This is a genomic window from uncultured Agrococcus sp., from assembly GCF_945915485.1.
Taxonomy (GTDB): Bacteria; Actinomycetota; Actinomycetes; order Actinomycetales; family Microbacteriaceae; genus Agrococcus.
In genome coordinates this window covers 1-19,233 of the sequence record NZ_CAMEFJ010000045.1, presented here as the reverse complement: position 1 = coordinate 19,233, position 19,233 = coordinate 1, and the positions used below count along the sequence as shown (strand labels likewise).

21 protein-coding genes are annotated in these 19,233 nt (G+C 63.9%); 11 read left to right on the top strand and 10 right to left on the bottom strand.

Annotation, left to right across the window (positions count from 1 at the left end):
• Positions 1 to 53 precede the first annotated feature (53 nt).
• The 10 genes from Q0O95_RS08615 (at position 54) to Q0O95_RS08570 (ending at position 10,555) form a co-directional block, all read left to right on the top strand.
• On the top strand, positions 54 to 1,685 hold the full coding sequence (locus Q0O95_RS08615) for a circularly permuted type 2 ATP-grasp protein (protein ID WP_293697421.1): 1,632 nt from the start codon (positions 54 to 56) through the stop codon (positions 1,683 to 1,685).
• A complete protein-coding gene (locus tag Q0O95_RS08610) occupies positions 1,679 to 2,608 on the top strand; it encodes an alpha-E domain-containing protein (protein WP_293697420.1) in 930 nt (309 codons plus the stop codon). Before Q0O95_RS08615 ends, Q0O95_RS08610 begins: the two co-directional genes overlap by 7 nt.
• Entirely contained in the window at positions 2,605 to 3,450 is an 846-nt protein-coding gene (locus Q0O95_RS08605; RefSeq protein WP_293697419.1) for a transglutaminase family protein, read from the top strand. The genes Q0O95_RS08610 and Q0O95_RS08605 overlap by 4 nt, the downstream gene beginning before the upstream one ends.
• Positions 3,451 to 3,549: 99 nt before the next feature.
• On the top strand, positions 3,550 to 4,344 hold the full coding sequence (locus tag Q0O95_RS08600; protein ID WP_293697417.1) for an IclR family transcriptional regulator C-terminal domain-containing protein: 795 nt from the start codon (positions 3,550 to 3,552) through the stop codon (positions 4,342 to 4,344).
• Positions 4,345 to 4,470: 126 nt separating this feature from the next.
• Positions 4,471 to 5,724: an MFS transporter gene (locus Q0O95_RS08595; protein ID WP_293697415.1), complete on the top strand. Its 1,254-nt coding sequence runs from the start codon at positions 4,471 to 4,473 to the stop codon at positions 5,722 to 5,724.
• Positions 5,724 to 6,914 carry a CoA transferase gene (locus tag Q0O95_RS08590; RefSeq protein WP_293697413.1) on the top strand — a complete coding sequence of 397 codons (1,191 nt, stop codon included), beginning with the start codon at positions 5,724 to 5,726 and terminating at the stop codon, positions 6,912 to 6,914. The genes Q0O95_RS08595 and Q0O95_RS08590 overlap by 1 nt, the downstream gene beginning before the upstream one ends.
• Complete coding sequence (locus Q0O95_RS08585; protein WP_293697411.1) at positions 6,911 to 7,705, top strand: citryl-CoA lyase; 795 nt, start codon at positions 6,911 to 6,913, stop codon at positions 7,703 to 7,705. Before Q0O95_RS08590 ends, Q0O95_RS08585 begins: the two co-directional genes overlap by 4 nt.
• Before the next feature lie 34 nt (positions 7,706 to 7,739).
• Positions 7,740 to 8,651 (top strand): hypothetical protein, encoded by a 912-nt coding sequence (locus Q0O95_RS08580; RefSeq protein ID WP_293697409.1) that lies wholly within the window; start codon positions 7,740 to 7,742, stop codon positions 8,649 to 8,651.
• Entirely contained in the window at positions 8,648 to 9,025 is a 378-nt protein-coding gene (locus tag Q0O95_RS08575) for a hypothetical protein (protein WP_293697407.1), read from the top strand. Before Q0O95_RS08580 ends, Q0O95_RS08575 begins: the two co-directional genes overlap by 4 nt.
• 45 nt (positions 9,026 to 9,070) lie before the next feature.
• Positions 9,071 to 10,555 carry an amidohydrolase family protein gene (locus tag Q0O95_RS08570; protein ID WP_293697405.1) on the top strand — a complete coding sequence of 495 codons (1,485 nt, stop codon included), beginning with the start codon at positions 9,071 to 9,073 and terminating at the stop codon, positions 10,553 to 10,555.
• A 19-nt stretch (positions 10,556 to 10,574) separates the two neighbouring features.
• On the opposite strand, the gene Q0O95_RS08565 is transcribed toward Q0O95_RS08570, so the two are convergent.
• The 10 genes from Q0O95_RS08565 to Q0O95_RS08520 are packed head-to-tail and all read right to left on the bottom strand — an operon-like array spanning position 10,575 to position 18,789.
• The gene (locus tag Q0O95_RS08565; RefSeq protein WP_293697403.1) at positions 10,575 to 11,573 is read right to left on the bottom strand and encodes an Ldh family oxidoreductase; all 999 of its coding nucleotides are present in this window, start codon (positions 11,571 to 11,573) and stop codon (positions 10,575 to 10,577) included.
• Entirely contained in the window at positions 11,570 to 12,337 is a 768-nt protein-coding gene (locus Q0O95_RS08560) for a carboxymuconolactone decarboxylase family protein (protein ID WP_293697401.1), read from the bottom strand. The genes Q0O95_RS08565 and Q0O95_RS08560 overlap by 4 nt, the downstream gene beginning before the upstream one ends.
• Before the next feature lie 53 nt (positions 12,338 to 12,390).
• Positions 12,391 to 13,107: a GntR family transcriptional regulator gene (locus Q0O95_RS08555; RefSeq protein WP_293697399.1), complete on the bottom strand. Its 717-nt coding sequence runs from the start codon at positions 13,105 to 13,107 to the stop codon at positions 12,391 to 12,393.
• Positions 13,097 to 13,990: an NAD(P)-dependent oxidoreductase gene (locus Q0O95_RS08550; RefSeq protein ID WP_293697397.1), complete on the bottom strand. Its 894-nt coding sequence runs from the start codon at positions 13,988 to 13,990 to the stop codon at positions 13,097 to 13,099. Before Q0O95_RS08550 ends, Q0O95_RS08555 begins: the two co-directional genes overlap by 11 nt.
• Positions 13,987 to 14,415, bottom strand: coding sequence for a carboxymuconolactone decarboxylase family protein (locus Q0O95_RS08545; protein WP_293697395.1), 429 nt, complete (start codon positions 14,413 to 14,415; stop codon positions 13,987 to 13,989). Before Q0O95_RS08545 ends, Q0O95_RS08550 begins: the two co-directional genes overlap by 4 nt.
• Complete coding sequence (locus Q0O95_RS08540) at positions 14,405 to 14,818, bottom strand: cupin domain-containing protein (RefSeq protein WP_293697393.1); 414 nt, start codon at positions 14,816 to 14,818, stop codon at positions 14,405 to 14,407. Before Q0O95_RS08540 ends, Q0O95_RS08545 begins: the two co-directional genes overlap by 11 nt.
• Positions 14,815 to 15,729: an NAD(P)-dependent oxidoreductase gene (locus Q0O95_RS08535; RefSeq protein ID WP_293697391.1), complete on the bottom strand. Its 915-nt coding sequence runs from the start codon at positions 15,727 to 15,729 to the stop codon at positions 14,815 to 14,817. The genes Q0O95_RS08540 and Q0O95_RS08535 overlap by 4 nt, the downstream gene beginning before the upstream one ends.
• Positions 15,722 to 16,573, bottom strand: coding sequence for an SDR family oxidoreductase (locus Q0O95_RS08530; protein WP_293697389.1), 852 nt, complete (start codon positions 16,571 to 16,573; stop codon positions 15,722 to 15,724). Before Q0O95_RS08530 ends, Q0O95_RS08535 begins: the two co-directional genes overlap by 8 nt.
• Before the next feature lie 17 nt (positions 16,574 to 16,590).
• Positions 16,591 to 17,385, bottom strand: a complete 795-nt coding sequence (locus Q0O95_RS08525) for an N-acyl homoserine lactonase family protein (RefSeq protein WP_293697387.1) — start codon at positions 17,383 to 17,385, stop codon at positions 16,591 to 16,593.
• Between the two features lie 18 nt (positions 17,386 to 17,403).
• Entirely contained in the window at positions 17,404 to 18,789 is a 1,386-nt protein-coding gene (locus Q0O95_RS08520; RefSeq protein WP_293697385.1) for an MFS transporter, read from the bottom strand.
• A gap of 242 nt (positions 18,790 to 19,031) precedes the next feature.
• Between Q0O95_RS08520 and Q0O95_RS08515 the strand changes: the two genes are divergently transcribed.
• Positions 19,032 to 19,232 (top strand): hypothetical protein, encoded by a 201-nt coding sequence (locus Q0O95_RS08515; protein ID WP_293697383.1) that lies wholly within the window; start codon positions 19,032 to 19,034, stop codon positions 19,230 to 19,232.
• The last annotated feature ends 1 nt before the right edge of the window (position 19,233 follow it).

Genomic DNA, 19,233 nt, shown 5'->3' with positions numbered 1-19,233 from the left:
TGCGACATTCCGGGTCTCTGCGTTCTGTCGCGCACGGCCGCTAGTGTCGGTGTATGGGCGATCTGTTCGACGACTACGACAAGCCTCTGGCCAATCAGCCCCGCCGGAGTGGCAAGCCCTGGGACGAAATGTTCTCAGCACCCGGCACTCCCCGAGCTCCGTACCGAGAGATCTACGAGGCGCTCAGCACGCTGAGCCAGGAGGAACTCGGCGGGAGGGCGGACGCGCTCGCGAGGTCGTACCTCGCGCAGGGCGTCACGTTCGACTTCGCGGGCGAGGAGCGGCCGTTCCCGCTGGATGCCGTGCCCCGCATCATCACCGCCGACAGCTGGTCGCACGTCGAGTCTGGCGTGAAGCAGCGCGTGAAAGCGCTCGAGGCATTCCTGGCCGATGTCTACGGCCCGCAGCGGGTGATCGACGACGGGGTGATCCCGGCGCAGCTGATCTCGTCATCCGCGCACTATCACCGGCAGGCCGCGGGCTTCTCCGGCGCGAACGGCGTGCGCATCCACGTTTCCGGTATCGACCTGATTCGCGACGAAGTGGGCGACTGGCGCGTGCTCGAAGACAATGTACGCATCCCCAGCGGTGTGAGCTACGTCATGTCCAACCGCAGAATGCTCGCGCAGACGCTGCCGGAGATGTTCGCGCAGATGCGGGTGCGACCAGTCGGCGACTACTGCGACCAGTTGCTGAAAGCGTTGCGTGCCGCGGCCCCCGCGGGCGTCGACGATCCGACCGTCGTCGTGCTCACACCCGGAGTCTTCAACTCCGCCTACTTCGAGCACACGCTGGTCGCCCGTCTGATGGGCGTCGAGCTCGTCGAGGGACGAGACCTCTTCACTTCGGGCGGCCGCGTCTACATGCGCACGACCAACGGGCCCATGCGCGTCGACGTCATCTACCGCAGAGTTGACGACGACTTCCTCGACCCGCTGCAGTTCAGGGCCGACTCCGTGCTCGGCAGCCCCGGTCTCATGCTGTCTGCGCGCCTCGGCAACGTGACGATTGCGAACGCGGTCGGCAACGGCGTCGCCGACGACAAGCTCATCTACACGTACGTGCCAGAGCTGATCAGGTACTACCTCGGCGAGGACCCGATTCTGAAGAACGTCGACACGTGGCGGCTCGACGAGCCGGAAGCGCTCGAAGAGGTCATCGACCGGCTCGACGAACTCGTCGTGAAGCCCGTCGACGGCTCGGGCGGCAAGGGGCTCGTGATCGGTCCCGATGCGAGCAGAACCGAGCTCGACGCGCTCCGCACACGTTTGCTCGACGACCCGCGCGGCTGGATCGCGCAGCCCGTCGTGCAGCTCTCGACCATCCCGACCCTCGTGGAAGACGGTCTCCGGCCCCGGCACGTCGACCTGCGACCCTTCGCGGTCAACGACGGCGAAGACGTGTGGGTGCTGCCGGGCGGTCTCACTCGCGTTGCGCTGCCGGAGGGGCAGCTCGTCGTGAATTCGTCGCTGGGCGGCGGCTCGAAGGACACGTGGGTGCTGGGGGATGCGCGACATCCCGTGATCGACCCGACCGACGATGACGAGTTCGGCGTCTCCGGCGAACCGATCACCTCCGCGATCCCGATCATCGACCCGAGCGATCACGAACAGGATCAGTCGCCGCAGGATGCGGGGCGATCGCAAGACGAACAGCAACAGCAGACGGGAGGCCGAGCATGCTGAGCCGTATCGCCGAGAGTCTGTTCTGGATCGGCCGTTACATCGAACGCAGTGACGGCACCGCGCGTATCCTCGACGTTTACCTGCAGCTGCTGTTGGAGGACATCTTCGTCGATGAGGACACCGCGTGCCGTGCGCTACTCGGGGTCATGGGCAATGATGCACCGCCCGAGCACAAACTCACGCGCGCCGACGTCATCTCCGCACTCGCCACCGACCGCACGAATACGGCCTCCATTGCCTACTCCGTGCGCACGTCGCGCGAGAACGCCAGGAGGGCACGCGAGATCATCTCGACCGAGCTGTGGGAGGTGCTCAACACCACGTACACGGGGATGCCGCACCGCGTCGGCGGCGAGAAGGTGCACGAGCTCTTCTCGTGGGTGCGCGAACGGGCGGCGCTCGCTGCCGGCCTGGCGGATTCGACGTCGAGCCGTGACGACGCGTGGCGCTTCTTCACGCTCGGCCGTGCGATCGAGCGAGCGGACATGACGGCGAGGCTGCTGGCGACCCGCGCCCTCACGGAGGCGTCGGGGCCGTCGTGGACGACCATCCTGCGTTCCGTCGGTGCGTACGAGGCGTACCTGCGCACCTATCGCGGGGTGCCGTCGAGCACGAACGCGGCCGAGTTCCTGCTGCTCGACCGGTTGTTTCCAAGATCGATCATGTTCTCCCTCACACTCGCCGAGCACTGCCTGCGCGACATCGACCCGCAGCGCGAGCGCATCGGCTACCAGGATCACGCCGTGAGGATGCTCGGGCGCATCCGTGCAGAGCTCGAGTTCCGGCCCATCGGCGAGATCATCGAGGAACTACCGCACGTCATGGACCGCGTGCAGTCGACGACCACCGATGTTTCGAACGCGGTGCGGGAGCGGTACTTCCCGACCCACAATATGCCCGCGTGGATGGGAGGTCAGTCATGAGTCGCATCCGCATCACCCACACGACCGGGTACCGGTACGAAGCGCCGGCGATGGCGTCGTACAACGAAGCTCGGATGCTGCCGGTGTCGTCCGACGGGCAGTTCGTCATCTACTCGAACCTCGACATCCATCCGTACACGAGCATGAACCAGTACGACGACTACTGGGGTACGCGAGTGACCTCGTTCGACGTGCTGAACCCTCACTCGGAGCTGCAATTGACGGCCGAGTCGCTCGTTGAAGTACGCCCAAGGCTCATTCGCGGCCACGACATCTCGTGGGAGCAGCTCGGCAAGCTCGTGCAGCGGTCGACGAAGTACGTCGAGCAGCTCGTGCAAACCGACCGCACCGTCCCGGCGGACGATCTCGTCGAGGAGGCGAAAGAGATCGCCGACGGCGCCGATACTCCCGATGAAGCGGCTGCCGCCATCGCTCGTATGGTTGGCGAAGAGATCGAGTACATGTCGGGCGTCACGCACGTGCACACGCTCGCGCGGGAGGCGTGGGTGAACAAGAAGGGTGTCTGCCAGGACATCGCGCACATCACGATAGGGGCGCTGCGCGCGGTCGGGATTCCGGCGATCTACGTTTCCGGATACCTGCACCCGAAGCCGGATGCAGAGGTCGGGGAGACCGTCACGGGTGAGTCGCACGCGTGGGTCGAATGGTTCACGGGCGACTGGTATCCGTGGGATCCAACGAACCTGATCGACATCGGCGAACGCCACGTGCGCGTCGGCTACGGCCGCGATTACAACGATGTTCCGCCCCTGCGAGGCGTCTTCGCGGGCAGTGGCAAGAGCGAACTGTTCGTGAAGGTGGAGATCACGAAGGAGTCGTAGCGTCCAGGGCGGGTCGTTGCGCTGGCGTCCGCGACTCGAAGCAACCGCGGCCCGGGCTGTCGATACACTGAGGCAGATCCCGGTGAAAGGCAGGCCCAGGTGCGCGAGAGGTCCAACCCCGACTTCGTCGAGGCCATCGCGCGCGGCTTCAGTGTCGTACGAAGTTTCGATGGCGCGCCACTGCAGTCGCTGAGCGAAGTGGCACAGCGAGCGGAGCTCGCGAGGCCGACCGCTCGCCGGATACTCATTACGCTGCAGGAGCTCGGCTACGTGGCGTCGAAGGAGGGCCGCTTCGAGCTGACGCCGAGGGTGCTCGAACTCGGGGTTGCGTTCTACGGCGGCAGCGACTTCTGGGAGACAGCCATGCCGCGTCTTCGTCAGCTCGTCGACCTGACGAACGAGTCGTCATCCATTGCGGTTCTCGACGGTTCCGACGTCGTCTACGTTGCGCGAGCCGCCGTTCCGAAGCTCGTCACGCTGTCGGTCTCCGTCGGGACGCGGTTTCCCGCCGCGCAAACGTCCCTCGGCAAGGTGCTCCTTGCCGACTTGAGTGCCGAGAAGCTCTCCGAAGTGGTCGCGACTCCTTCGAGATCCGGCATCGTTCCGCCATGGAACCCGAGCCGTGAAGAACTCGATGCCGTGCTCGCTCGGGTGCGTGAGCAAGGGTGGGCGATCTCCGACCAGCAGCTCGCGCCCGCCATCCGATCGATCGCGGCACCGATCAGGAAGTCTGACGGAACCGTGTTCGCTGCGTTGAACGTGAATGCGCATGCGGCGGAGACGACGCTCGAGTATCTGCAGGAGTCGCACCTGCCGCATCTGCTGCGGACCGCTTCGGAACTCGGGGACGACTACGCACTGCGTGCGCGCATCCCGGTCGCGACCGCAGGCTGACTCCAGGCGGCTACTGCCCCTATAGGGGATTGACGGCGCAGGCCGTCGGTACTACCATGCCAACTATCATGGTGTCCGCATAGCGTCTAAATGTCCGGCAAGCGGACAAGTTCGAAGGGGAACGTAGTGGCAGAAGTCTCGGAAGCAGTCAAGCCCTCGGAGAAGGCGAAGAGCAAACTTTCACCCACACTGGTTGCGGTCGGCTTCGCCGTCCTGTGCGCATCGTGGATGCTCAACGCCATGGACAGACAGGTTTTCTATCCCCTGCTGCCGCAGATCCGTGAAGAATTGGGGTTCTCGCTCGTCGAGTCGGGCTTCCTTGCGACCAGCTTCACCCTCGGGCTCGCGGTCGCCGGCTTCCTCGCCGGCTTCCTCGTCGATCGGCTCGGTCGGAAGACCATTGTGCTGGCCAGCGTGCTCGTGTTCTCGCTCGGTACCGGATTGATCGCCATCTCACAGGGTTTCTGGGATATGGCGGCATATCGATTGCTGTCGGGAATCGGGGAAGGCGTGCAAGCGACCGCGCTCTACGCCATCATCGGCGCCTTCTTCTTCCATCGACGCGCATTCGCCGCAGGATTCGTAGGGGTCGCTTTCGGAGCCGGAATCTTCCTCGGTCCGCTCGTCGGCGTGCCCTTCGCAGCCCAATGGGGCACCTGGCGCGCACCGTTCCTATTATTCGCGGCCCTCGGCATCGTCATGACCGTAATGATCTTCGCCTTCGTCAAGCGCAGCATGTCGGAGGCGGCCGCCGGCCGTGCCGGCATCGACGCCGCGAACGCCTTCGACTTCATGCCGACTGGCACTCTCAACCGGAACACCGTTGTTCTCGGGCTCGGGGCGGCGCTCGCGGGCATCATCTTCTACGGGTATCTGGGGCTGTACCCGACATATCTCGGTGAATCGCTGGGCTTCGACGACGGGCAGGCGAGCCTCGCCGTCGCCATGGGGGGCCTGGGAGCAATGCTCGCGCTCGTGTTCGGGTGGTTCGGAGACCGATTCCCGCAGAAGTGGGTGCTGCTGGTCAGCTTCGCGGGAACGGCCGCTGCCGCCTGGCCGATGTATACCTTCGCGACCGAACCCGTCGCGCAGTATCTGCTCTCGTTCCTCGTCGGCGCTTTCGGCTCGGGCGGCCTCTTCACGAACATCTCGACGGCGTTGCAGCGCTCTGTACGGCCAGAGCGCGTCGGACGCGGCCAGGGCATCTTCGTCTTGACCTACTACGTGGCGGCGGCGTTCTCCGGAACACTGTTCGGTGGGCTCGTAGGCGGCCTCGGGTGGTCGGGTGCCGGCCTGCTGCAGGTGGTTGGTGCCGCAGTTGTCGGCGCAGTACTGATGCTCCTGGTGAACACCAATCAGATGATCAGAAGGACGAGTTGATGACTGCTCAGCAAAACGGCATAGACGGCCGGTCCGGACCCCTTTCGGGGCTGCTCGTTGCAGACCTCTCTCGGGTACTCGCCGGTCCCTTCGCAACACAGATCCTGGGTGATCTTGGCGCTGAGGTTGTGAAGGTGGAAGCGCCGATCGGCGATGAGACACGAGGCTGGCGACCGCCGGAACGGGATGGGGTGTCGACCTACTATCTCGGCATCAACCGCAACAAACGGGACATCGTGCTCGACTTCCGGAGCGAAGACGACAGAGCCCTCGCTCAGGAGCTCACGCGCCGCGCGGATATCGTCATCGAGAACTTCAGGCCCGGCGGATTGCAGAAGTTCGGCCTGGATTACGAAAGCGTGGCAGCGACGAACCCGGAAGTCGTGTACGCATCGATCAGTGGGTTCGGGAGCGCAGAAGGTGCGCACCTGCCCGGCTACGACCTCATCGTGCAGGCGATGTCCGGTCTCATGAGTCTCACCGGTGACGCCGACGGGCCGGCCTATCGGTCGGGAGTATCGGTATTCGACATCATGACCGGTCTGCAGTCGGTTATCGGCATTCTGGCCGCGGTGCGGCATCGGGATCTCACCGGCGAGGGACAGCACATCGAGGTCAACCTGCTCTCCACTGCGTTGGCGGGGATGGCTAACCACTCTTCGACTTACATCGCAAGCGGAACCGTCCCGTTCCGGATGGGCAATGCCCATCCGAGCCTGTTCCCCTACGAGCCGCTGCCCGCATCGGACGGCGAGATCATCGTCGTGGCTGCGAACGATCGCCAGTTCGCCGCGCTCGCCGAAGCGCTCGGAATCCCGGAGGTCCTCGAGGACGAGCGCTTCACCACCACGGATGGGCGGAATCGCAACCGGGAGGAATTGCGGCCCCTGCTCGTCGACGCGCTTGCCACGGCCACGACGGATGAGTGGTTCGACAGGCTGACGCGCGCCGGCATCGCGTGCGGCCCGGTGCAGACGATCGACGGCGGTGTCCGCCTCGCTGAACGGCTCGGGCTCGAGCCGATTGTGACAGTGGGGGATGGCGAGCGAGCCGTGCCGATGATCCGCAACGCGATCACATTCTCGAAGACAGCACCACAGTACCGGCTGCCGCCGCCAGAGTTGGGAGAGCACGACTCGGATCTACGGGCCTGGCTGAGCAACCGAGATGAACAAGGAGAGGACCGATGAGCGAGGAACGAAGCTATCCGACGGGAATCGGCACGTCGACCCCGGATGCGATTCAACTCCTCGGCCAGGACCTTGCCGAAGACGTATTGGGGCAGGTCGGGTTCGGTGAACTCGCGTACTGGCTGGCCACCAAGCGACGACCCACACCGGGGCAGCTGAAGGTGTTCGAAGCGGCCTTGGTATCCCTCGCCGACCACGGGTACACGCCCACCGCGATAGCGGCCCGAATGACCTACTACTCGGCCCCCGACTCGATCCAGGGAGCGCTCGCGGCCGGGCTCCTCGGCGGAGGGTCCAGATTTCTCGGAGTCACGGAAAACACCGGGACCTTCCTCGCTGAGCAGCTCTCCGCGCTCGGCGATACCGGCGCATTCACCTCCGATGACTGGGACGTCGTCGCGCGCGATGTCGTCGAGTCGGCGAAATCGGAAGGGAAGCGACTTCCAGGGCTCGGGCATCCCGTGCACAAAGAGGGCGACCCCCGCACGCCGGTGATGTTCCGGATCGCGCGGGAGGAGGGCGTGTTCGGCCCGCACCTGGCGCTGTTCGAAGCGATCGGCCGAGTGCATCCGGAGGTACTCGGGCGAACGCTACCGCTCAACGGCGCAGGAGTCGCGGGCGCGGCCCTTGCTGACGCGCAACTGCCCTTAGGTCTGCTCCGGGGCTTCGCCTTGCTCGCTCGCACAGCCGGACTCATCGGCCATCTCGCCGAAGAACAGCGCAATCCCGTAGGACCCTCCATCTACAACGAAGTCGACCGCAACGCCCGCTACATTCTGCCGGAAGACTAACGCAACGTATACGTAACGCTCGAAGGAGAGACAGATGGCAACACTGAGTGCGGTGCTCGCGACGACGCACCACCCGTTCTTCTACAAGGCGACGGAATTGACGCCACCCGATAAGCAGATGCCACAGGCGGGAGAGTGGAAGGCGAAGGTCGAGTCGTACCGCGAGACGCTCACGGCAGCCGAGCCGGAGCTGCTCGTGATGGTCGGCTCCGATCACTTCCACCAGTTCTTCCACGACAACTACCCCACCTTTCTGATCGGCAAGCAACCACGATACGACGCGACCTTCTACAACGAGATTCGCGAGTTCAGCATGCCGACCTATGAACTCGAAGGACACGAAGAACTGTCGGGCTTTATGCTGCAGGGGCTTCTCGATCGCGGGTTCGACTTCTCGGTATCGAATGAGCTGAAGATCGACCACTCGATCATCTGCCCGATCATCACGACCCGACCCGAGGGTGACCTGCCGATCGTGCCCATCTACACGAACATCTTCGCGCCGCCGCTGCCGAGTGCGAAGCGTTTCTACGATCTGGGGAGGGCCATCCGGGAGATCATCGACGAATACCCGTCCGACAGGCGCATCGCGGCTATCGGATCCGGTCACCTCTCGCTTGAACTCGGAGGGCCGAGGATGTTCGGCGAGCACGGGCCCGACCCCGAGTGGGATGTGCAGGCCATCGAGTGGCTCGCGAGCGGTGACATCGATGCGATCCTCGAGAACGTCACCTGGGAGTCGATGGTCGCGGCGGGCAATGCGACGCCTGGATTCCTCGACCTCGTGCTGATGCTGGGTATCGCCGGCCCGGAACGAGCCGCGTACGTCGATGACCTGGATCTGTTCCACACGCGCGAGATGTACATGACGTGGTATCCGAACGGCGATCCCCGGGAGCGAGCGGTCGAGACCGGTGCCGCCGTGCGCGAGGAGGTGACGGCATGAGCAAGTACGCCGTCAACAAGTTCCTCTTCCAGGTCGACCGGGATCCGGAGCTCCTTGCCGCCTACAAGGACGACTCGGCAGCGCTCGTCGCCAGGTGGGAGGAGGAGTACATGCCCTACCTCGGAGCGCAGGGGCAACGTATCGAACGGACAACGTGGTTGCATCTGAGCGACGCCGAACGTCGAGCGCTCGTAGAGCACGACTACGTTGCGCTGTTCGAGATGGGGGCTCACTACTTCCTGACTTTAACGATCTTCATCGGCCTCTACGAGGAGGATTACACGGAGCGCAGTGGCGCCCTCTCCTTCCAGCGGGAGTATGCAGGAAAGCTCGGGCACTGGACGGGGCGGGACTACCCGTCTGTCGAGTGCTGACAGACAAACAAATCCAATCGAGAACGACTCAACGAGGAGCACGTCATGACCGAAAAACCGGCACCGAGACCGGGCCAAGCGATCGTCTTCAGGGGCGGCACCGTCGTCACTATGGACGATTCGCGCACCATCCACCACCGGGCCGATGTCCTGGTCGTCGGTGATCGTATCGCCGAGATCGGGCACGATCTCGGCGTCCCCGAGGATACCTACGAGATCGACGCTTCCGACGGCATCGTCATGCCGGGCATGATCGACAGCCACCGTCACATGTGGCAGACGGCGATGCGGGCATACGGTGCCGACTGGACGCTGACCCAATATTTCGTCTGGTACTACCTTGAGCACGGAAAGGCGTTCAGGCCCCAGGATTACTGGGCCGGCAACGCGCTCAGCACCCTTGACGCGATCGAATCCGGTATCACCACGACCGTCGACTGGTCGCACGGATTGCAGTCCGTCGAGCATGCCGAAGCCGCCATCGACGCGCTCGTTAACGCTCCCGGGCGATACGTGATGGGTTTCGGCAATATCTTCGCCGGACCGTGGGAGTGGACGGCCGATCCGGCGTATCGTCGCGTCATCGAATCGGCGATCGGCGACAAGCGGCTCGCCGGAGTGCAACTCGCCTTCGATGTCACTGGCGACCCCGCTTTCCCCGAACGGGCAGCGTTCGAAGTGGCGCGGGATCTTGATGTGCGAGTGACCACCCACGCGGGTGTCTGGGGAGCCACGAATGACGATGGAGTCCGGCTCATGCACGAGCACGGCTTCATGGAAGAGGGGACGGTATACGTGCACGCTGCGACGCTGGGCGAGGACTCGTATCAGCGGATCGCAGCGACGGGCGGTATCGTCTCGCTTTCGACCGAGAGCGAGCAGAGCTGCGGTCAGGGCTACCCGCCCTCGCACGCACTGCGCTCCTACGACATCCCCGTCTCCCTCTCCGTGGACACCAGCGTCTGGTTCAGCGCCGACCTCTTCTCCGCCATGCGATCCACACTGGGAGCCGACCGATCGTGGGAGCACCTGACCGCGCACAGTGCGGGGGAGACGATCACGCATTCCCACCTGCGCTCGCAACACGTCGTCGAGTGGGCGACCAGGGGCGGCGCGAAGGCGATCGGCAAGGAGCAAGAGCTCGGTTCACTCGAGCGGGGGAAGCTCGCAGACGTCCTGCTGTTGAAGAACGACGATTCGCCGACGATGTTCCCCATCGTGAACCCCTACGGGCATATCGCGATGCAGGCGGATCGGGGCGATGTCCACACCGTACTCGTCGGCGGTGAGGTCAAGAAGTTCGCCGGCAAGCTCGTCGATGGCGATATCGGAGCTGTCCGCTCGGCAATCGCGGACACTGTTGAGCACCTGCGCTCGACGCTCGGCGAAGACGCATGGCAGGAAGGCATGAGCCCAGAGATTCCCGAGACGAAGGTGCTCGACAACCCGTACATGTACACGGATTACAGGACGGAGGCCACGCACGCAGCGCACGAGACGCATGCACGAGGCGCAGGTGCGCAGGAGTGATGGTCGCAGCAGGGGTTCGCTAGGAGCCCGCCAACGCGGTGAGCGCGGTGTGGACGACGCTGGGCACTTCAAGTGAGCCCTCCCGGAGGCGCCTTACTCGTTCTGCGGCAGAGCGTGCGAACGGGGCTCGCACCGGATGCTCGGGATTCGCCGGGCGGGTTTCGGCCAGCAGTTGCTGGTATCGGCTGACTTTCCTGCGCAGTTCATCACGAGGGCCGAAGAGTTCGGGATCGATCGCGAGTACGAAGAACCCGAAATCGCGCATCTCACCAGGTAGCAGGGGTGCCCCAGCCAGTGCTCCGAGGAGTTGAACGGAGACGCCGAGCCCGCTGCCCTTGTGGCCGCCCCATGCGGCGAATGCGCCGGCGAGCGCCGCCATCGGATCGGTCGTGGGCGAACCATCCTGTGCATAGGCGACGCCGGCAGGCAGTGAAGAACCGGTCCGGTGCGCCAGTAGCGCCTGCGCGTGGATGATCTCCGAAATCCCGATGTCCCAGATGAGCGGTGACTCGGCAGCGGGAAACCCGAAGCAGAACGGGTTGGTGCCGAAACGAGGTTCGGTACCGCCGAACGGCGCAACCCAGGGGGTCGCGCTCGAAGCGAGCATCGCGACGAGCCCTTTGGCCGTGATGCGTTCCGCATAGTAACTCAGCATCCCCGTGTACCAGGTGCCGTTCGCTCCGACGATTCCTATGCCCGACGCAATCGCCTTGTCGATCGCGAGCTCGGTGGCTTGCAGCGCCACGAGGTAGCCGATCCGGTCGTCTCCGTCGAGCTGAGCCGAGACCGGCGACTTCCTGGTCGCACGTGCGCTGCCGGTGACGGGAGGTGCGCCGGCAAGTCGCTCGGCGATGCTCACGATGCGAGCGAGGCCGCTGTAACCGAGCCCCCGCAATTCGCAGTCGAGAAGGTGCTCTAGGATGGTCCGCGCATCGTCGGAGGGGTATCCGAGTTCATGGAGGGCGCGTTCCGCGAGCGCCGCCGCATCCTCGATGCGTAACCGCGTGGAGGCATTCATTCGAGTGAGATACCGGCAGCCTCGGCTTCCTCGACGAGGATCGGTACCGAGCTCGTGGCGGCGTGGATACCGAGCACACTTGCGATCTCGAAGACTTCTAGGATCTCTCCCACCGTGGCTCCGTATCCGATGGCGTTCTCGAGATGCAGCTTGAGCCCCGGCTCGTAGAGGTGCGTCGCGGCTACGTCGAAGGCGATGTAGATGAACTCACGAACTTTGGGCTCCAGCGTGCCGTTGCGCCAGGGGACGCTCGAGAAGTTCGTGTAGGCCTCGAACATCTCCGGGTCGAGTTCGAGGATCTCGTCCCAGAACGAGTGCCAGTACCCGCGAGTATTCGTGAACTCGTCCTTGAGTCGTTGCTGGTGCTCGTCGAGGTCCGCAGGTCCGTCACGGAGCCCCTGTTCCTCGAGCACTCGCACCAAGATCGGCACCCCGATGTTCATCGCGTGGATGCCGAGGGTCGAGGCGCACTCGATCACCTCCATGATCTCCTGCACCGTGGCGCCGTGTTCGAAGGCGGCTCGGATATGCTGACGGACTCCCGGAAGATACATGTGCGTTGCGGCGGCATCAACCGCGATGTGCATGAGTTCCTTCGTCTTCGGATCAAGGTGATCCTTGCGCCAGGGAACCATCGACATCTCCCTGTAGGCATCGAGGAAGTCGGGATCGATCCTGGCGATGCTCTCCCACAGAGGGCTCCACGTTCCTCGCTGCTCCACGAATGCGTCCTTGGCTGCCTGCTGTCTTGGGTCGAGTGTCATGGGGCTCCTTTGCTCTCCGAGTTGTGTGTGGATGTCGTTGGTCGTTGCGATTGCTACTTGGTCTCGCGCAGCGCGTGAAGCGCCAGCCGGGATGCCATTTGGATGTGCTCGGCCATCAGCCGCGCGGCTCGGTCGGGATTGCGGGCGAATATGGCGTCTACGATGTCGCGCATTTCCTGGACGACGCGAGGAAGCCTGTCCGCTGTCGACAGGGACGTCACGCGCAGAAGGCGTACTCGGGCTTGAATGCTGCCAAGCAATTGCGTGAGCGAGCTCGAACGAGCTCCGGCCAGCAGTACTTCGTAGAACTCATCCTTGGCCCTGAGGAAGTCGATGACCGCGGGTTCTTCGTCGAGTTTCGCCGCCATGCGTTCGACCGATGCTTCCAGTGTGACGAACTCGTTTTCGTTCGCTCTCGAGATGAAGCGCCGAACTACTAAAGACTCGAGGGCTGCGCGCACCTCATACAGGTCCTCGGCATCCTCGAGCGATGGTGCAGCGACGTGCGCTCCTCGTTGCGGAATGACCGTGACAAGCCCCTCGCTGGCGAGAACACTGATGGCTTCGCGAACGGTGGCTCTCGATACCTCCATGGACGTGATGATCTCTCGCTCCACGAGTCGATCCCCGGGCTTGAGTTTGAAATCCAAGATCGCATCGCGGATGGCGTTCACCACCTGCTCTTTCACCGGTGCCGCGACACGGCCGATGGGCGCTGCGCTCCAGCGCGATGCTTCCTGATCCTCGGTGGTCCGCGTACTATCCGTCATTGCTGGGTCCCCTCTCGGCTCGTTCTGCGATCCACTCGGCCACTCGAGTGTGGTCGGCCGATGGCTCGGCTTCCGCCGCCGCTTCAGCCCAAAGCTGGATTGCTGTCTGACCCAGTATGGAAGGTCTGCCGACCCTGTCTGCAAGTTCACCAGCGATCTTCATGTCTTTCAGCATCAGCTGGAGAGCGAACCCGGAATCGAACGTGCCGGGGAGAATGAAGTTCGGCCATTTGTGCTCGGTGGATCCGCTTCTGCCGCTGGAAGTGTTGAACACGGCCAGCATGGTGTCCGGATCCAACCCGAAGCCGCGACCGGCCTCGATCGCTTCACTCGTGATCCAGAGATGGGTGGCCGAAAGCAGGTTGTTGAGCGCTTTCACCGCGTGCCCTGCGCCGACTCGGCCGCAGTGCACGACCCTTCCTAACGGCTCGAGTATCGGCAGCGCGAGACCGAGGGACCCGGCCTCGGCGCCGAGCATTATCGTGAGCCGTCCGGTCTCGGCACCCTGCACTCCTCCCGATACAGGAGCATCGGCCAGGGCGATTCCACGCTCAAGGAGTTTGTCGTGCAGGGCTTCGGTTCGCAGCGGCTGCGAGGAGCTCATGTCGATGAGCAACGCTTGGTCGTCGATCGCATCGGCCCCGAGGAGTTCGTCGACTACGGATTCGACGACTCCGGAATCGGGGAGCATGAGAATAATGATTTTGCATCCACGGGTCGCCTCGGACGCCGAGTCGTATGCCGTGCCGCCGTCGTGCGCGAGGCGTTCGCGCGAGGTTGAGGAGAGGTCGAAGCCGTGAATCTTGTGACCCGCTTGCAGCAGTCGTCGTGCCATCGGCAGACCCATGTTTCCAAGGCCGATCAGGCCGATAGGAGTGCTCACGGCTGCCTCGGCTCGACGAGATCGACAGCGTCGTCCCCGAGTTCCTCCCGAATCACGCGCTCGGCGATCCGGAAGGATTCAAGCGCGGCAGGTGCACCGACGTACATTGCCGTTTGCAGTAGCACCTCTTGTATTTGCTGCACAGTGACGCCGTTGCGCAGAGCGCCTCTGACGTGAACCGCGAGCTCGTGCGAACGGTTGAGCGCGGTGAGGATACCAAGATTGACCAGGCTGCGTTCGGCCCGCTCCAGGCCTTCGCGTGACCAGATGCCTCCCCAGCAGAATTCCGTGACGTAGTCTTGCACCGGTTGCGAGAAAGCGCTCACCGTGGCCATCGAGCGTTCGACATGGTCGGCGCCGAGCACCTCCTTGCGAATGGCCAGGCCCTCGTCGAACGTTTCGGCGTGCGTACCCTCATCGAACATTGTCGTCGTCCTCTCGCTGTTCCGGTGTCTGTGCGTATTCTTCCTGCGTCACAGGCTCCGCCCACACCGTCTGGCCGAGGGAGATGGCTGTGTGCACCATGAAGGAATCGGGCGCTGCTCCATGCCAGTGCTGCTCACCCGGCGGGCACCACACCGTGTCGCCGGCTCTGATCACGTGGATCTCGCCATTCGCGCATACGAGGCCACGGCCCGCGAGCACCTGCAGGATCTGGCCGTGCTCGTGATGGTGCCAGTGCGTCCGCGCGCCGGGCGTGAAATCGACCGTGTTGATCGTCACACCATCGGTCTGCGCCATGGTGACATACGGATAGACGTCCCCCGTGAATTGCGATCCGGGCTTGCCGCTTGTGCCGTCGAACCGATCGGGTCGTTTGATCTTCATGCCTCTCCTCCGTTCTCATCGTGCAGGCGGGTACCGCCCGAGATATCCCCGATGGCGTCGACTACCGTGTTGCTGATCTCATCCGCATACCCGAGGGAGCGGGCGAGTCCGAATGCTGCAACCGGACCGGGTGCGTTGAGGCTGGGAACTCCGAGCTCACCAAGTAGTTCGAGATAGAGCCGGACGTCCTTGAGCATCAGCGTGTTCGTGAGTCCGCCTTTGAGGTAGTCGCCGCGGATGACTTTCGGGAAGCGATTCTGCGTTGCGAAGTTGACGCCGGAGGACGCGTTGAGCACGTCGAGTACGGTGTGGAGGTCGAGCCCGGCCTTCTTCGCAGCGACCATGACTTCCGCCGTGGCGGAGAGCGAGACCGCGTTCAGGAAGTTGTTGAGCAGTTTGACCGTATGCCCTGCCCCGGATCCTCCGCAGTGGTATACGTGCTGGGAGAAGTGGTCGAGAACCGGCCTTACGCGCTCCAGAGCGTTAGAGTCACCGCCCACCATGAGCGTCAGTGCGCCCTTCTCCGCGGCGGCTGCACCGCCCGAGATGCCGGCGTCGAGGTAGACGGCACCGCGTTCGGCCATGTCAGAGGCGATCCTCCGGGTCGAATCGGGTGAGGAGGTCGAGAGATCGACGAACACCTGCCCCTCTCGAATCGCGGCGAGGAACGCGGGGTCACCGTAGACGACCTTCTCCACAACAGCGCTGTCCGGTAGCGAAAGCAGCACGACATCGGTCTGCCGTACGAGTGCGGCAGCGGATTCAGCGGAGGTTGCGCCGGCCTCGCCAGGCGCCTCCGGCCGGGGGTCGAATCCCAGCACTGTGGTCCCGCTCGCCGTGATCTGCCGGGCCATCCTGCCGCCCATGTTGCCCAGGCCGACGAATCCGATCCGTGGTGTCGGCTCAACCATTGTTTTGTCCTCTCCAGTCGCGGTACATGGGCTCGTCGATGGTGCGCGGATCCCATGCTCCGGCTCCACCCGACGGGCGTACCGTGTTGACGATGGATGCCCCTCCGTCCACCGCGACGATCTCACCGGTGGTGTAGGAACTGTCGTCGGAGAGGAGATAGGCGACCGTCCCGGCGATCTCCTCGGCTCGGCCGGCTCGCCGCAGCGGAGTCGTCGAAGCGCGCTGCACCATATCGTCGCCTCCGCCCTTCTCGGCAGCGGCGGCCGAGAACAGCTGCGTGGGCACGATGCCCGGCGCGACGCCGTTGACTCGCACGCCGACCGGCCCGCCGTACACGGCGGCACCGTGGATCAGCCCTACTACGGCGTGCTTGGAGGTTTGATAGGGGAGCAGATCCGCGGATGCCCGGTGCCCTGCGATGGAGGCGGTGACGACGATGGCGCCACCCGCCCCGCGTTCGCGGTAGTGACGGAAGGCGGCTCGGAGACCGAGGAACTGCCCGGTGACGTTGACGCGCATGACTTGTTCGAAGTCGTCGACGGTCAGCTCCGGAACAGCGGCGAAACTGCCGAAGACCCCTGCGTTGAGGTGGAATGCGTCGATGCGCCCGAAGCGCTCCAAGCCCGCGGCCATGTAACGATCGACGGCCCGCTCATCGCTGATATCGGCCGTGACTCCAATCGCCTCGCCAGGAAGCTCGGCGGCGGTGTCTACGACGCGTTCATCGACATCGACGGCGACGACGCTCGCTCCCTCTTGGGCGAGACGCAGCGCCGAGGCCGCGCCGAGGCCGCTCGCGGCTCCAGTCACGAGCACGACACGGTTCTCGAATCTCTTGATCATCTTCTCTCCTCTGGTCATCAGCCGATCTCGGCTATGTCTCCCGGCAGCGGGCCGTCGTGGAGGCGACGGAAACGATCGAGCGTAGACGGGTCGTGACCGGAAACCACGTGCTGGACTCTTCCGGTCGCCTCCAGGTCGTGCAGCAGATCGAATGCCGCGTACATCGCCGGCAGATCGGCGACGAAGGCGAACGGAAAGTCCTGTTCGTATTCCTCGTAGTAGTGCACGGCGTCGGATGCGAGTGCGACGGTCCCCTCGGCGGTGTCGACCAGGACGATCGACTGGCCGGGCGTGTGACCGCCGACGCGCAGCATCCGCACGCCGTCGGCGATCTCGATTTCGTTCTCGAACGTCCGGATTCGCCCCTCGTCCCGGACACTCCGCAGCTCTGCGAGCTCCGCGTCTTCGACCGAGTGGTGGAACTGCCTGCGATGTTCCATCCCGCTCGTCCAGAACTCCAGTTCCGCTGCAGCGATGGTGACGCGTGACTTCGGGAAGGCGTCGAGGTTGCCGATGTGATCGTAGTGCGCGTGAGTCACGAGTACTTCCGGCCTGGATTCCGCTGTCAGGCCCAGCGATTCGAACGCGTCCTTCGGGTGGGTGAGGAACGTGCGTGCACGTCGCTCGCCGCCTTCCGTGGAGAATCCGGTGTCGACCAGGATCGGTCCGTCGGCCGTGTGGATCACCCAGAAGAAGTAGTCCATGCCGATCGGGGCATCGGGTATCCCGTAGATGCCCCAGTTCAGGTAAACCTCGGATTTGCGGCCCTGTCGAGTACCGAAGCGGACGATGGAAACTCGGTTGCCTTTCATGCGTTGGCTCCTTGGCGCTCAGTCCGCAGTCCGGTCGGCCGGTTCGGTTTCCACGACCTCCTCGATGCTGATCCCCAGGGCGTCACCGCGTTCAGCCTGGTGGTCGGACGTGATATCGCGCCCAGCGGTCTCCGGCAGCCACTTCCAGATGAACGGCAGCGCGAGCACGGCGAGGGCGATGAGATACCAGGACGGTGAAACGGGGTCGCCTGTCGTGCCCGCGAGCCATATCCCGATGTAGGAGGCCGGGCCGGCGATGAAGGCGAGGGCTATGTTGAAACCGATCGCACTCGCGCTCGAACGGTTCGCTGCCGGGAACAGCTCGACGAGCATGACCACGGTCGTGACGCTGACGAGGGACTGCGTCATCGCGAGCAATGCCATGCCGAAGACCACAGGAGCGAAGTCGCCCCCCGACATCATCCAGAAGACCGGCATCGGCAGGATGATGTAGCCGATCGTCCCGATGATGTTGAGCTTTCTGCGGCCGAACCTATCGGAGAGTGCGCCCGCGAGAGGGCAGAGCACCATGTAGATGGTCAGTCCGGATGCGCTCATAGCTAGGGCGGCAGGACGTTCGATACCGACAGTCGTCATGAGGTAGTTCACAATGAACGTCGCGAGATAGTAGAAGCCGGTGCCCTGTACTGCAGCGATCGCAATCGTAAGCAGAATCGGACGCCAGTTCTCCTTGAAGCTCCGCAGGATGGGCGACTTCTCGACTTCGTCCTTGGACTTGACGGTCTTGTACACGGGAGTCTCACCGAGACGCATGCGTATGTAGAGACCGATAAGTGCGAGCGGGGCTGCGGCGAGGAACGGAATGCGCCATCCCCAGGAGATGAGCGCGTCCTCCGGCATCACGTTGGTCAGCATGAGAGCGAAGAGGCTGCCGGCGATGGTGGCCAATGCCGCCGTCGCTGAGATGATGCTTCCGAATTTTCCACGGTGAGGGGTCGGTGTGCTTTCGATGAGGTAGGCGGCGGATCCGGTCCACTCGCCTCCTGCAGACAGGCCCTGTACGCAGCGACAAAGCACCAGGAGGATGGGCGCGAGGATTCCGACCATGGCGTACGTGGGGAGAAGGCCGATGATCGTCGTCGCGATACCCATGGAGAGAATCGAGATGGCGAGCGCAGCGCGCCGGCCCCAGCGGTCACCGATCGGGCCGAGGATGAAACCTCCGAGCGGACGCATGAAGAATCCGACAGCGAAGACGGCGAGCGACGAGAGTATGGCGACGAACTCGGAAGTGCCCTCCGGGAAGAACAGCTGCCCGATGATGACGGCGAAGAAGCCGTACACGGCGAAATCAAACCATTCCATGAAGTTGCCGACGCCCACTGCGACAGCGACGCGGGCTTTCGACGGAGCCGAGGCGGTGGATTGTTCTATCTGGCTCACGAGTACCTCCCTGTACGTGGTGCATGAGACTCAGTGAAGATTAACTGATCGTCCGACAATACGTCAATTATTGTTTTGTTTTGCACTGAACTGTCCGACAAAGCGTGCTCCGTGTCGTGCCATTTGCTTTTCGGAGGATTCGGTTGCGTACGTGCTTGAGTCGACGTCTCCGCCGTACGGGGGAGGAACGTTCAGCCGGGCGGCGGAAGCGTCACGCGCTGCACAGGCGTAGCGTGAAGAGCATGGGACGGAAGACGCGCAAGGCTTTGAGCTTCGGAGCCGCGATCGCGATAGGGCTCGGGGTGGGTGTCGCCTTCGGTGTCGCGATGGACGATCCGCTGTTGGGCCTCGCGATCGGCCTGGCGCTCGGCATTGCGCTCTCCGCAGCCGTGGGAACACGAGAAAAGCACGGCGGTTCCGGTGGCTCGGACACCACGAGCTAGA